General features: G+C 68.1%; 13 protein-coding genes. 7 read left to right on the top strand and 6 right to left on the bottom strand.

Features of this window, described 5'->3' with window-relative positions; genetic code table 11:
- Positions 1 to 50: 50 nt before the first annotated feature.
- Genes GQY20_RS05860 through GQY20_RS05875 form a run of 4 tightly spaced genes read left to right on the top strand, consistent with a single transcriptional unit; the run spans position 51 to position 3,156 of the window.
- The gene (locus GQY20_RS05860; protein WP_157216040.1) at positions 51 to 800 is read left to right on the top strand and encodes an alpha/beta fold hydrolase; all 750 of its coding nucleotides are present in this window, start codon (positions 51 to 53) and stop codon (positions 798 to 800) included.
- Positions 797 to 1,630, top strand: coding sequence for a tetratricopeptide repeat protein (locus GQY20_RS05865; RefSeq protein WP_198350841.1), 834 nt, complete (start codon positions 797 to 799; stop codon positions 1,628 to 1,630). Before GQY20_RS05860 ends, GQY20_RS05865 begins: the two co-directional genes overlap by 4 nt.
- Positions 1,631 to 1,669: 39 nt before the next feature.
- Positions 1,670 to 2,086 (top strand): VOC family protein, encoded by a 417-nt coding sequence (locus GQY20_RS05870; RefSeq protein ID WP_157216189.1) that lies wholly within the window; start codon positions 1,670 to 1,672, stop codon positions 2,084 to 2,086.
- Complete coding sequence (locus tag GQY20_RS05875) at positions 2,086 to 3,156, top strand: NAD(P)H-dependent flavin oxidoreductase (protein ID WP_157216041.1); 1,071 nt, start codon at positions 2,086 to 2,088, stop codon at positions 3,154 to 3,156. The genes GQY20_RS05870 and GQY20_RS05875 overlap by 1 nt, the downstream gene beginning before the upstream one ends.
- Before the next feature lie 16 nt (positions 3,157 to 3,172).
- Here the strand turns inward: GQY20_RS05875 and GQY20_RS05880 are convergent, their stop codons facing one another.
- Positions 3,173 to 3,523 carry a hypothetical protein gene (locus tag GQY20_RS05880; RefSeq protein ID WP_157216042.1) on the bottom strand — a complete coding sequence of 117 codons (351 nt, stop codon included), beginning with the start codon at positions 3,521 to 3,523 and terminating at the stop codon, positions 3,173 to 3,175.
- A 168-nt stretch (positions 3,524 to 3,691) separates the two neighbouring features.
- On the opposite strand from GQY20_RS05880, the gene gloB reads away from it, so the two are divergent.
- Both gloB and GQY20_RS05890 read left to right on the top strand, forming a co-directional pair.
- Positions 3,692 to 4,420 (top strand): hydroxyacylglutathione hydrolase, encoded by a 729-nt coding sequence (gene gloB / locus GQY20_RS05885; protein WP_157216190.1) that lies wholly within the window; start codon positions 3,692 to 3,694, stop codon positions 4,418 to 4,420.
- An 86-nt stretch (positions 4,421 to 4,506) separates the two neighbouring features.
- A complete protein-coding gene (locus tag GQY20_RS05890) occupies positions 4,507 to 4,914 on the top strand; it encodes a hypothetical protein (RefSeq protein ID WP_408641048.1) in 408 nt (135 codons plus the stop codon).
- Positions 4,915 to 4,932: 18 nt separating this feature from the next.
- On the opposite strand, the gene GQY20_RS05895 is transcribed toward GQY20_RS05890, so the two are convergent.
- From GQY20_RS05895 to GQY20_RS05905, 3 genes are all read right to left on the bottom strand, one after another.
- On the bottom strand, positions 4,933 to 6,708 hold the full coding sequence (locus GQY20_RS05895; protein ID WP_157216043.1) for an AMP-dependent synthetase/ligase: 1,776 nt from the start codon (positions 6,706 to 6,708) through the stop codon (positions 4,933 to 4,935).
- A gap of 35 nt (positions 6,709 to 6,743) precedes the next feature.
- The gene (gene ggt / locus GQY20_RS05900) at positions 6,744 to 8,417 is read right to left on the bottom strand and encodes a gamma-glutamyltransferase (protein WP_157216044.1); all 1,674 of its coding nucleotides are present in this window, start codon (positions 8,415 to 8,417) and stop codon (positions 6,744 to 6,746) included.
- 74 nt (positions 8,418 to 8,491) lie between these two features.
- Positions 8,492 to 9,526 (bottom strand): quinone-dependent dihydroorotate dehydrogenase, encoded by a 1,035-nt coding sequence (locus GQY20_RS05905; RefSeq protein ID WP_157216045.1) that lies wholly within the window; start codon positions 9,524 to 9,526, stop codon positions 8,492 to 8,494.
- A 296-nt stretch (positions 9,527 to 9,822) separates the two neighbouring features.
- Here GQY20_RS05905 and GQY20_RS05910 point away from each other — a divergent pair, with 296 nt between their 5' ends.
- On the top strand, positions 9,823 to 10,701 hold the full coding sequence (locus tag GQY20_RS05910) for an AraC family transcriptional regulator (protein ID WP_157216046.1): 879 nt from the start codon (positions 9,823 to 9,825) through the stop codon (positions 10,699 to 10,701).
- A gap of 48 nt (positions 10,702 to 10,749) precedes the next feature.
- On the opposite strand, the gene GQY20_RS05915 is transcribed toward GQY20_RS05910, so the two are convergent.
- Positions 10,750 to 11,529, bottom strand: coding sequence for a 3'(2'),5'-bisphosphate nucleotidase CysQ (locus GQY20_RS05915; protein ID WP_157216047.1), 780 nt, complete (start codon positions 11,527 to 11,529; stop codon positions 10,750 to 10,752).
- Positions 11,522 to 12,868, bottom strand: coding sequence for a TldD/PmbA family protein (locus GQY20_RS05920; protein ID WP_157216048.1), 1,347 nt, complete (start codon positions 12,866 to 12,868; stop codon positions 11,522 to 11,524). The genes GQY20_RS05915 and GQY20_RS05920 overlap by 8 nt, the downstream gene beginning before the upstream one ends.
- Positions 12,869 to 12,908: the final 40 nt, after the last annotated feature.

Below are 12,908 nucleotides of genomic sequence, written 5' to 3' on the forward strand. Positions count from 1 at the left end.
ATGAGTCCGACAGCCCGCTTGCGGGAGAAGGCTCTTAAAAGGATCGCCCGATGTCTTCCTCGACGACCGTCGCCTATCTCCCCCGGCCGGACGGCTTGCGGCTCGCCTATCGCCATGCGGCGGGTCGCGGGCCGACGATCGTCTTCCTGCCCGGCTACGCCTCGGACATGACCGGCGACAAGGCGGGCGCGCTGTTCGCCTGGGCGGAGAGCCGGGGCAGGGCGGCGCTGCTGTTCGACTATTCGGGCTGCGGCGCCAGCGAAGGGGACTTCGCCGACGGAACGATCAGCGTCTGGCGGAACGATGCGCTTGCGCTGATCGACGCGCTGGCGCCCGGTCCGGTGCTGCTCGTCGGATCGTCGATGGGCGGCTGGCTCTCGCTGCTGATCGCGCGGGACCGGCCGGGGCGGGTGGCGGCGCTGGTCGGCATCGCCGCCGCGCCGGACTTCACCGAGTGGAGCTTTTCCGAGGATCGCCGTGCGGAGCTGCGCCGCGACGGGCGGATCGAGGATCCGACGCCCTATTCGGACGAGCCCTATGTCACTACCCTCGCCTTCTGGGAGGACGGCCAGGTGAACCGGTTGCTGGAGGGAGAGATCGCGATCGATTGCCCGGTGAGACTGCTGCACGGCCTCGACGATGCAGACGTGCCGTGGGATCTCGCGCCGCGCATAGCCGGCCGCCTCCGTTCAGGCGACGTGCAGGTGACGCTGGTCAAGGAAGGCGATCATCGCCTTTCGCGGCCACGGGACATCGCCCTGTTGATCGCGACCGTGGCTGGGCTGCTGGAGAGCATGTGATCCCCTTTCTGCTGTTTCTCGCGGATGCGCCCGCAGCGGCCGGCGCGGCGGCCATCGTAAAGCAGACGCCTGAGCAGACGCGCTACGACGCCTGTGTCCGCCGGGTGAAGGAGGATCCGAGGCAGGCGGCGACGGAAGCGGATGCCTGGCGGATCGCCGGCGGCGGCCTCCATGCGCGCCAATGCCTCGGCCTCGCCTATGTCGCGCAGGGCCAGTGGTCGGCCGCGGCGATCGCGTTCGAGCAGGCGGCGCGCGAGGCGCAGAGCCAGCGCGATGGGCGGGCGGCGACTCTCTGGGCGCAGGCTGGCAATGCCGCGCTGGCCGGGGACGATCCGGCCAAGGCGCGAGATGATCTCACCGCGGCGATCGGCATAGCGGGTGGCATGTCGTCGCAGATGCTGGGCGAAGCGCATCTCGATCGCGCGCGGGCCGGGGTGGCGCTGAACGACACGGCCTCGGCGCGGGGAGACATCAACGAGGCGCTGAAGCTGGTGCCGCAGGATGGGCTCGCCTGGCTGTTGTCGGCCACGCTCGCGCGGCGAATGAACGACACCAGCCGTGCCGCCGCCGATATCGAGGAAGCGCTGCGCCTGGCGCCGGAAGATCCCTCGGTGGCGCTGGAAGCAGGCAATATTGCAGCGATTCAGGGCGCCGCCGAGGCCGCCCGCGTCGCCTGGCAGCAGGCATCGGCGGCGGATCCGAGCGGTCCGGTGGGCGACGCCGCGCGCGCCGCTTTGGCCCAGGCTCCGGCCGCTGCGCCGGCCCGGCCGTTCCAGGTGCCTGCCGCACCTGCACCGGCGGCGGCAAAAAGTACCGACACGGGCCGCTGACCGGTTCAAATCGGCGCCTGCATCGCCTAGATGGGCGCCATGAAATATCTCCACACCATGATCCGCGTCTCCGATCCCGAGGAGACCATCCGCTTCTTCACCCTGCTCGGTCTGCGCGAGGTGCGGCGTCAGGAGAATGAGACGGGGCGGTTCACCCTGATCTTCCTCGCGGCTCCCGGCGACGAGGCGGCGCAGGTGGAGCTTACCCATAATTGGGACGAAAAGGGCTATGCCGGCGGCCGCAACTTCGGCCATCTCGCCTATGCCGTGGAGAATATCTACGAGACCTGCCAGCGGCTGATGGACGCCGGCGTCACCATCAACCGTCCGCCACGCGACGGCCACATGGCCTTCGTGCGCACGCCGGACAACATCTCGGTCGAGCTGCTCCAGGCCGATGGCGTGCTGGAACCGGCGGAGCCCTGGGCCTCCATGCCGAATACGGGAGTGTGGTGATGGCCGGGTCGGGCGGCTGGCGGGATCGTCGCCTGCTCGACCTGTTCGGGTTGCGGGTCCCCATCGTCCAGGCGCCGATGGCGGGGTCCGGCGGCCCAGATCTTGCCGCCGAGGCGATTGCGGGCGGCGCGCTGGGTTCCTTGCCCTGCGCGCTGCTGACCCCCGAGCGCGCCCGTGCCGATGTCGGCGTCGTGCGGCAGCGCGCATCCGGGCCGATCAATCTCAACTTTTTCTGCCATCGGCTTCCGGCGTCGAACGACGATGCCGCGTGGCGTGGGGTGCTCGCCCCTTACTATGCCGAATATGGCGTCGGCGCGCCGGCCATGCCGCCGCCGCTGCGCCGGCCTTTCTCCGAGGAGATGTGCGCCCTCGTCGAGGAGGTGCGGCCGGAGGTGGTGAGCTTCCATTTCGGCCTGCCCGATCCGGCGCTGTCCGATCGCGTGCGGGCCAGCGGCGCGCGGATCATCGCCAGCGCGACCAGCCTGGCCGAGGCTCGCATCCTGGCGGAGCGCGGCTGCGACGCGATCATCGCGCAGGGATGGGAGGCGGGTGGCCATGCCGGGCGCTTCCTGCCCGCCGATCCGGCCGCGCAGATGGGCTTGTTCGCGTTATTGCCGCAGATCGCCGACGCGGTGGACGTGCCGGTGATTGCCGCCGGAGGTATTGGCGATGCGCGCGGCATCGCTGCCGCGCTGCTGCTCGGCGCTTCGGCGGTGCAAATCGGTACGGCCTATCTCAAATGTCCGGAAAGCCTCGCCGGACAGGCGCATCGTGCCGCGCTGGAGGGCGAGGGGGCGGAGCGCACCGTCTTCACCAACCTGTTCAGCGGCGGCCTGGCACGCGGCATTCCCAACCGGCTGATCGAGGAAGTCGGGCCGATCAATGCCGCTGCGCCGCCCTTTCCTTATGCGTCGAACGCGCTCGCCGATCTGCGCAGGGCGGCCGAAGCGAAAGGGGACATGGGTTTCGGCCCGATGTGGTCGGGCCAGGCCGCGCGGCTCGCCCCGGCTCTGCCGGCGCGGGAACTCACCGAAAAGCTGGCGGCCGAGGCGTTGGCGCTGCTGCCATGAACCGGCGGCGCGGCTTTCAGAAGAGGAAGCCGCCGTGCAGGGGCTCGGCCCAGGCGGCGAGATGGAAAAGCGGGAGATGACCGCCATCGGCACCTCCGTCGCTCGCGATCAGATCCTTGCGGGCCTGGAGCATGTCCTGGATCTGTTCGGCCCAGCCGGTGGCCTGGCCCCCGGTGTCGCCCGTATCGAGGATTGCCTCGATACGATCTTTCACCGTCGGCCGAGCATCGCCGTCGCTCGCGGGCTGGCCGAGGCCCGGCTGCGGAAGGCTGAGCAACTCGGCAAAGGGCTGGAGATCGTGCGCGGGCGCGCGGGGCTCGGCAGAAGCGTTGCGAAGCTGGCTCAGCGCCCCACCATTGCGTGCCACGGCTATTCTCTCCCCACGAAACTGGATGGCGGTGCGTCTCGCACGCCTTGCGATAGACTCCGCACCAGTGATTGCGTGAAGGTTAATGTCCTGGCCAAGCGGCGGTCAAGCAAAGCGCCCGCGCCTATCCGGTATAGTTGTTGCTGAACGAGGCCCGCTCCCATGAAGATGATCCAGATCGCCCGCATTCCCGTTCTTTCGGATAATTATGTCTGGCTGGTGCATGAGGCGTCGAGTGGCGAGACCGCGGTCGTCGACCCCTCCGTATCGGATGAAATTCTGGTGGAGGCCGAAAAGCGGCGTTGGCGGATCACGCAGATCTGGAACACCCACTGGCACCCCGATCACACCGGCGGCAATGAGGCGATCAAGGCAGCGACGGGCTGCATCGTCACCGGCCCCGCGGCCGAGGTCGAGCGCATTCCGACGCTGGATCGGCTGGTGGGCGAGGGCGATCGGGTGACGCTGGGCCCGGTGGAGGCGGTGGTGATGGAGGTGCCGGCGCATACGGCGGGCCATATCGCCTATCATCTGCCCGGCGAGCATGTCGCCTTCGTCGGAGATACGCTGTTCGCCATGGGCTGCGGCCGCCTGTTCGAGGGCACCGCCGAGCAGATGTATGGAAATATGCGCCGCTTCGAGGCGCTGCCGGACGATACCGGCGTCTATTGCGCGCATGAATATACCCAGTCGAACGGCCGCTATGCGCTGGTCGCCGAGCCCGACAACCGCGCGCTGCAGGCCCGCATGGCGGAAGTCGACGCGGCCCGCGCGGTGGGCGAGGCGACGGTACCGACCACCATCGCGCTGGAACGCGCGACCAACCCCTTCCTGCGCGCCGGCAGCGTCGCCGAACTGGCCGCGAGGCGATCGGCAAAGGATGTTTTTCGGGGATAGGGCGCCTTAAAATCAAGGCAGGCTGCCGCTATATACGTCATGCAGGGGTAGTGACAGGGGAAGTGACCCGAAAGGACCAGAGTGTCATGCCTATCCTGAAACCGCTCCTCGCCGCCTCGCTGCTTGCGCTCTCCGCGACCGCAATGGCCGGCCAATCCGCCGCCGATCGTGCCGCGGCCGGCGAGGCGAAGCTCGCCAAGGCGCTGCAAGGCCGCGTGGCGGGCAAGCCCGTCAGCTGCATCAATCTGCGCGACATCGATTCAAGCGAGATCATCGACGGCACGGCGATCCTCTACAAGGTGGGCAGCACCACCTATGTGAACCGCCCCAAGATCGGCGCCGATTCGCTGCGCTGGGATCCGATCCTGGTGACCGACACGCACAGCTCGCAGCTGTGCAGCATCGACACCGTGAAGCTGATCGACCGCTCGTCACACTTCTACCAGGGCTTCGTGGGTCTCGGGGACTTCGTGCCGTATCGCAAGCCGAGCTGAGACGCCCGCGCTTCTCATCTATGCCCGGTACAGCGCCTCCAGCCGCTCGGCGTAGACACGACGGATGATGTGGCGGCGGATCTTGAGCGAGGGCGTCAGCATCTCGTTCTCGATCGAGAAGGGTTCGTCCGCGATCAGGAAGCGGCGGACCTTCTCGATCACCGACAGGCCGGCATTGACCCGATCGACCGCCGCGGAGAGTGCGCGGCGATAGGCGTCATTCTCTTGCAGCCGGGCCGGATCATAGACGATGCCATTGGCGTCCGCCCATTCGCGGCTCCATTCCGGATCGGGAACGATCAGGCCGACGATATGCGGGCGCCGGTCGCCATAGACCATCGCCTGCAATATCTCCGGCTCCAGCGTCAGCATGCCTTCGACGCGCTGTGGGGCGATGTTGTCGCCCTTGTCGTTGATGATCAGATCCTTCTTGCGATCGGTGATCACCAGGCGGCCCTTAGGGTCGAGATGGCCGATGTCGCCGGTGTGCAGCCAGCCATCCTTCAGCACCCGCGCCGTCTCTTCGGGATTGTGCCAGTAGCCGCGCATCACCAGCTCGCCGCGGACCACGATCTCGCCGTCGTCGGCGATGCGCACCTCGGTGTCCTTCAGTGGCGTGCCGACCGTATCCAGCTTGATGCCGGTCTTCGGGCGGTTGCAGGAGATCACCGGTGCAGCCTCGGTCTGGCCATAGCCCTGCAGCATGGTGAGGCCGACCGACTGGAAGAACTGGCCGACCTCCGGATTCAGCGGGGCGCCGCCCGAGACCATCGCCTTCAGCCGGCCGCCGAAGCGCTTTGCGATCTTGGGCCGCAGCGTGGCATCGAGCAGGAGCTGCATCGGCCAGTTGGTGAGCGTGCGATCCGGCCCCATCGCGATCGCCCGGCGCATCAGCCTGAGGCCCAGCCCACCCTGCTTCTCGACCGATTTGAGGATGCGCGTGCGCAGCACCTCGAACAGGCGCGGCACCACGACCATGATCGTGGGGCGCACCTCCTCGATGTTGGAAGCAAGCTTCTCCAGCCCCTCGGAATAATAGATCTGGCCACCTAGCCCGATCGGCAGATGCTGGCCGCCGCTATGCTCATAGGCGTGGCTGAGCGGAAGGAAGGAGAGGAATATCTCGTCCTCCCACCCGAAATCCTCGGCGATGATCGCGGCGCAGCCGGCCACGTTGTGCAGGATCGCGCCATGATGCTGCATCACTCCGCGCGGCGCGCCGCCCGTGCCGCTGGTATAGATGATGCAGGCGAGATCCTCGCGCCCGAAATTGGCCGCGGCGGCGCAGGAGGCGACATCCGGCGTCTCGCCGTCGATCAGCGGCTGCCAGTCGTGCACGGCTACGTCACCTGTCTGGGCGATGCGCAGCGGCTCCATCCCGATCACGTTGCGGCACAGGGTGGAGCGCATCGCCGCCGGCATCAGCGCCTTCACCAGCTTCTGGTTGGAGACGAAGACGGCGCGCGCGCCGCTATTCTCCAATATGTGGAAATGATCGCGCTCGGTGTTGGTCGTATAGGTCGGCACGGTCACGCAGCCGGCCGCCATGATGGCCAGATCGGCGAGACACCATTCCGGCCGGTTCTCGGAAACCAGCGCTACCCGGTCGCCCCGGCCGAGGCCGAGCCGCCGCAGCGCGGCGGCCAGCGCGGCGACGGTGCGCGCCGCCTCCGTCCAGCTGATCGCGCGCCACGCACCGTCGCGCTTGGCCCACAGGAATGGCGCGTCACCCTTCTGCGCGGCACGGGTGAAGAACAGGGTGACGAGATTGGGAAAATGTTCGAGTTGGCGCATATCCTCTCCCGACGCGCGGCTTTGCCGCGTCATCCCTATTCGGCCAAGGCTACACCCTCGCTACGGGGATCGGCGGCGCCGCGCCACCCGTGCGGAGTGCTTTCGATCGCATTGAGTTTGGAGGGCAAATCGGCCGCGACCGCGGTCTCGCCCAGCTTGGCGAGGGCAGGGCGCATCGCATCCAGCGCGGTGCCCTGCTCCACCATCAACCCATTCTTGTTGAAGAAGATATTGGGCAGCGCGATCGCATCCTGCGCAGGCAGCTTCCAGTCGATATAACCGACCAGCGCCTTCATCACATGCATGATGATCCGCTTGCCGCCGGCCGATCCGACCGCCAGCGCTACCTTGCCATCCGGCCCGTAGACGATCGTCGGCGACATGGAGGAGAGCGGGCGCTTGCCCGCTTCGACACGGTTCGCAACGGGCGCGCCGTCCTTCTCCGGCGCGAAGGTGAAATCGGTCAGCTCGTTGTTCAGCACCATGCCGTTCACGACCAGCTGGCTGCCGAACGGCCCTTCGACGGTGGAGGTCATCGTGGCGACGTCGCCCATCCCGTCGGCCGCGACGAAATGGGTGGTTGCCGGAACTTCTCCCGATATCGCCGCGGTGCGCGGCGCGGCGCCCGGCGGGGTGCCGGCCTCATATTTGCCGAGCGTGGCGGAAGTGGAGATCAGCTTCGATCGCACGGCGAGATAGGCCGGGTCGATCATGCCGGCAACCGGCACCGGCACGAAGGCGGTGTCACCGAGATATTCTTCGCGATCGGCATAGGCCAGACGCATCGCCTCGCCGATCAGATGCCAGGCGACCGGGCTGTCCTTGCCCAGCTTCGCCAAGTCGAACCGCTCGATCATGCCAAGCATTTGCAGGATGGTGACCGCGCCCGACGAGGACGGCCCCATTCCGCAGATACGATAGCCGCGATACCGGCCGCAGATCGCCGGTTGCTCCTTGGCCTGATAGGCGGCGAGATCCGCTTCGGTGAGTGCGGTGGGATTATGCTTCGCCTGAGCGACGGCACGCGTGATGGCGGCGGCATTCTCGCCCTTGTAGAAAGCGTCAGGGCCCTCGGCGGCGATCTTGCGCAGCAGCGCGGCGAGCGCCGGGTTGCGGTTCAGCGTGCCGGCCGCCTTGGGTTTTCCGTCCTGCCAGTAGAGAGCCTGGGCGTCCGGGAAATCGCGCCAGAGCGGGGCAACCATGCCGAGTGCCCGGTTGGTCGTCTTGCTGATCGTGTAGCCATCCTCGGCGAGCTTGATCGCCGGATCGAACAGCTTTGCCCAGGGCAGCTTGCCCCAGCGCTGGTGCGCGCGGGCGGCGAGGCGGATATTGCCGGGCACGCCCACCGAATAGCCGCCAGGGAAGGCCTGGACGAAGGGCAGCGGCTGGCCCGCGGCGTCGAGGAAGCGGTTCGGGCCGGCGCTGGCCGGCGCCGTCTCGCGGCCGTCGATGGTTTCGATCCGGCCGGTCTTCGCGTCGTGATAGACGAAATAGCCGCCGCCGCCGATGCCGGAGGATTGCGGCTCCACCACGGTCAGCGCCAGCATCATCGCGATCTCGGCATCGGCGGCGCTGCCGCCTTCGCGTAGGATGGAACGGCCGGCCTCGGCCGCGCGCGGATCCGCAGCGGAGACGACGCCGCCGGCGGCGTGGGCGGTGACGGGGGTGAGAAGGAGGGCGAGGAGGGGAAGCAGGAAACGACGCGACATAGCGGGGACCCTAATCCGTTTCTGCAGCACAGGAAATCGCCTGGCCGGAAATTCACCGAGAGGCGGTGTGCCGCTCACTCGGTGCCGATCGCGTCGCGGACATTGGCGAAACCGTCGCGCGCGAGCAGGGCGGAAAGGCCGCGCGCGATGCGGCGGGCCAGCCAGGGCCCTTCATAGACGAGCGCGCTGTAGAGCTGGATCAGGCTCGCGCCCGCGCGGATCCGCTCATAGGCATGCTCCGCACTGGCGATGCCGCCGACGCCGATCAGCGGCATCGCGCCGCCAGTCGCGCTGCGGAAGGCGCGCAGCCGCGCGAGCGCCATCTGGTGCAGCGGCTGGCCGGAAAGTCCGCCCGATTCGCCCTTCAGCGGCGATTGGAGCGGAGGGCGCGAGATGGTCGTGTTGGTCACGATCAGAGCGTCGATGCCGCGCGCCATCGACACGTCGGCGATATCGTCGATGTCGGCCGGCTCGAGATCGGGCGCGACCTTGAGGAAGACGGGGCGCCGGCCGTCGCCGCGCGCGTCCATCACCGCCGCCAGCAGTCCGTCGAGCGCGCCTTTGTCCTGCAAGGCGCGCAGACCCGGCGTGTTGGGGGAGGAGATGTTGACGGTGATATAGTCGGTCACCGGCCCCATGCCCTGCACGCAGGTGACATAGTCGGCGATGCGGTCAGGCGAATCCTTGTTGGCGCCGATGTTGACGCCGACCACGCCGGGCCGGCCCCAGCGTGCGCGTAGCCGTTCCAAGCCGATCGCCATGCCGTCATTGTTGAAGCCCATGCGATTGATCACCGCGCGGTCCTCCACCAGCCGGAACAGCCGCGGACGGGGATTGCCCACCTGCGGGCGCGGGGTGAGCGTGCCCACCTCGACGAAGCCGAAACCCAGCGCCAGCATCGCATCCGGCACTTCGGCATTCTTGTCGAAGCCGGGGGCGAGCCCGATCGGATTGGGCAGGTCCAGTCCGGCGACGCGTATGGCAAGGCGCGGATCGGCCGTGCCCGGGCCTTTCAGCGGCAGACGCTTCAGCGCGGCGACGGTCATGCCATGGGCGCGTTCCGCGTCGAGCGTGAACAGCAGCGGGCGCAAAAGGGAGTAGAGGGACATGGGCGGGCTATGGCAGCGCGCGCGGCGGGCGTCAAAAGCGCGGAGCCAGCCTTTGGCACAGATGGCAATGCGAATTTTTTTGGAAATGTCGATTCCATCCAATCGCGTTCCATAAGCTTACCGCTAAAGGGATGCCGCGACCCGAAGGACTCCCGGCATGCTGTCGGAGAGACCTTTTCCTTGCGGCCTGGCCGATTTTTCGGCCGGGCCGCTTTTTTGCGGTAGTCACACTATGCATGGCCCTATACAAGGTCGGCACCTCGCGTGGGGCGAGCGTCGACGAACAGGGGGCCTGTATGCGTCGGGTGAGTGAGCCGCCGGTCGATGGCGTGGCGCCGTTCGCGCTGCGCTATTTCGAGCCTGCACCCGATCTCAAGCCGTTTATCGCCTCCTTCTACCTCTTTCGGGCCGATGTCCCCTTTCTGGACGACATGCTGCGCGCCGATCTGGCGCAGCTCCGTTTCATGCTTTCCGGCCAGGGGCTCTACGGCTTCGATACCGGGCGGTCCGCGCACAGCCACGAGATCTGCCTGCTCGGCCCCACGATGGGCGCTACCCATTTCGCGGTGAAAGGGCCGCTGCACGTCTTCGGAGTGAGCATCCTGCCGGCAGGCTGGGCCGCGCTGATACGCGACGATGCCAGCCGGCTGCGCGACAATTCTGTGGATGCGGTGGACGTGCTCGGCTCGTTGCTCAACGATGCGCTGGATGCGATGCGCTGCGCGCTCAGCCCGCAACTGATGGTCTCGATCGCCAATGCCACGATGCGCGCGCTGCTTGCCCGTGCGCAGGAGCCGCCCTTCTGGTTCACGCGGCTGGCGGATAGCTGGCTGACCAGCGAGATTTCGCCGCAGGTGGATGCGTTGATCGCGGACTCGGGCATGTCCTCGCGCCAGATCGAGCGGTTGGCACGGCGCATCTATGGTGCGCCGCCCAAGATGCTGGCGCGCAAATATCGCGCGCTGCGCACCGCATCGATGATCGCGGCCAACAGCGAATGGCCGAGCGCGTGGGATGACGCCTTCTACGACCAGTCCCACTTTATCCGCGAGTTCAAGCAGTTCACCGGGCTGACGCCGAAGCAGTTCCAGATCGATCCGCCCCCGGTGATGCGCCTCACCATCGGCCGTCGTCGCCTTGCGGGCAAATTGCACGAGTTGTCGGCGCTGAGCTGAGCGGCGGCGTTGGCGTAAAGCCGATAGTCCAAAGTGGGCGGGCCGGAATTACCGAACGGAGGCTTTCTCCGCCCGCGACCGCAGCCTTTCCACCGCCAGCGCATGGATGCCGGGCGTCGTCGCCAGCACGCCGAATGCCTCGCCGCGCGTCGAATTGTAGCGCAGCGGGTGGCCGAGCGCGTCGGTGACGGTGGCGCCGGCTTCCTGTGCGATCAGGGCGGCCGCGGCGATGTCCCACTCATGGCCCCAGCGCAGCGTGGCCAGCAGATCGGCTTCCCCCGCCGCGACCATGGCGATGCGCAGGGCGATCGAGTTTGGCTTGAAGACCGGCACGAGATCGCCGTCGCTGCGCGGCAGCACGTCCGCCGGCACGCGCGCACCCTCGATCGTGCTACGCCCGCTGACATGGATAGGTTCGCCGTTGCGGGTCGCGCCCAGGCCGGCGCCGGCCCGCCAATGTTCGCCCCGGGCGGGCGCGTCGAGCACGCCGATCAGCGGCCGGCCGCCCTCGACGAGCGCGATCGAGACCGCCCAGCCCGGGCGGCCGCGCAGATAGTCGCGCGTGCCGTCGATCGGATCGACCACCCAGACCCTCACCCGTGTCAGGCGTTCCGCACTGTCGGCGGTTTCTTCGGAGAGCCAGCCTGCCTCGGGATCGATCGCGCTCAGCCGCTTGCGCAAAAGAGCGTCGGCCTCGATATCGACCTCGCAGACCGGATGGTCCGGCGCCTTCTCCCACCGCCTGAATTCCTGCCCCCAGCGTGCGTGCGCCATCTGGCCGACCTCTGCCGCGACCGCGCTCACCGCATCGAGAAGCCGTTCAGGCACCGGCGACGGTCATCCCTTCGATACGAATCGTGGGCGCGTCCACCGCGCGGCGAAATTCCAGATCGTTGGCGGGGGTGAGGTGCAGGAACATGTCCTTCAGATTGCCGGCAATCGTGATCTCGGCAACCGGCTCGGCAATCGCGCCGTTGCGGACCACGAAACCGGAAGCGCCGCGACTATAGTCGCCCGTCACCGGATTGACACCATGCCCGATCAGCTCGGTGACGAACAGGCCGAGCGTGACGTCCGCCATCAGCGCCTCGGGCGAGAGGTTGCCGGCTTCCATGTAGAGATTGGTCGTGCCCGCGCCCGGAGGCCCGCCGACGCCGCGCGTGGCATGGCCGGTCGGCGCGGCGCCGAGCTGCCGGGCGGAAGCCGAATCCAGGAGCCAGCTGGTGAGCACGCCGTCGGCAATCAGATCGAGCGGGGCGGTAGGCAGGCCTTCGCCATCGAACGGCTTGGAGCGCAGACCACGGTGGCGATGCGGGTCGTCGCGTATCGTGATGCCCTTGCCGAACACCGGCTGGCCCAGGCTTCCGAGCAGGAAGCTGGTGCGGCGCGCGACGGCCGCGCCGGTGATCGCGCCGGCCAGGTGGCCGAGCATGCTCGAGCTGACCCGCGGATCGAACAGGATCGGCATCGCCCCGCTGGAGAGGCGGCCCGGATTGAGCCGTGCGACAGTGCGCTCCCCGGCGCGGCGGCCGATCGTCGCGGCGGCTTCCAGATCGCCGAGGTGGCGTGCGCTGTGATAGGCATAGTCGCGCTGCATGCCGCCGCCCTCGCCGCCGATCACGCTGGCGGAGCAGCCATAGCCGCTGGTCGAATAGCCGCGGGCGAAGCCATGGCTGGTCGCGATGGCGACCACGGTGCGGACCGCGCTGGCGCTTGCACCCTCGCTGTTGGTGATGCCTGGGACGGCGCGCGCTGCTTCCTCGGCCTGCTCGGCACGGGCGCGCAGATCGGCGGGGGAAGGATTGGCACCGTCATCCGAGTCGATGTCCGGGCTGGGGCCGCGCAGCAGCCGATCCTCGGGGGCGAGCCCGGCCCAGGGATCCTCCGGCGCCTCGCGCGCCATCGCGACGGCCCGCTCGACCAGCGCGGCAAGCGCGTCTGCGGAGAGATCGGAGGAGGAGACGCTGGCTGAACGGCGGCCGACGAACAGACGCAGGCCGATTTCCTCGCCCTCCGATCGCTCGACATCCTCCAGCGCGCCGAGGCGAACCTGCACCTGGGTGGAACCGTCGCCAACATAGATGGCGTCGGCAGCGTCGGCGCCGGCCTTGCGGGCGGCGGCGATGAGATCGGAGACGCGGGATTCGGCTTCGGATACGCTGAGCATGGCCGCGGCCTTAGAGCCTGAACGGGCCCGGTGGAAGCGC

This window comes from Flavisphingomonas formosensis, from assembly GCF_009755815.1.
GTDB lineage: Bacteria > Pseudomonadota > Alphaproteobacteria > Sphingomonadales > Sphingomonadaceae > Flavisphingomonas > Flavisphingomonas formosensis.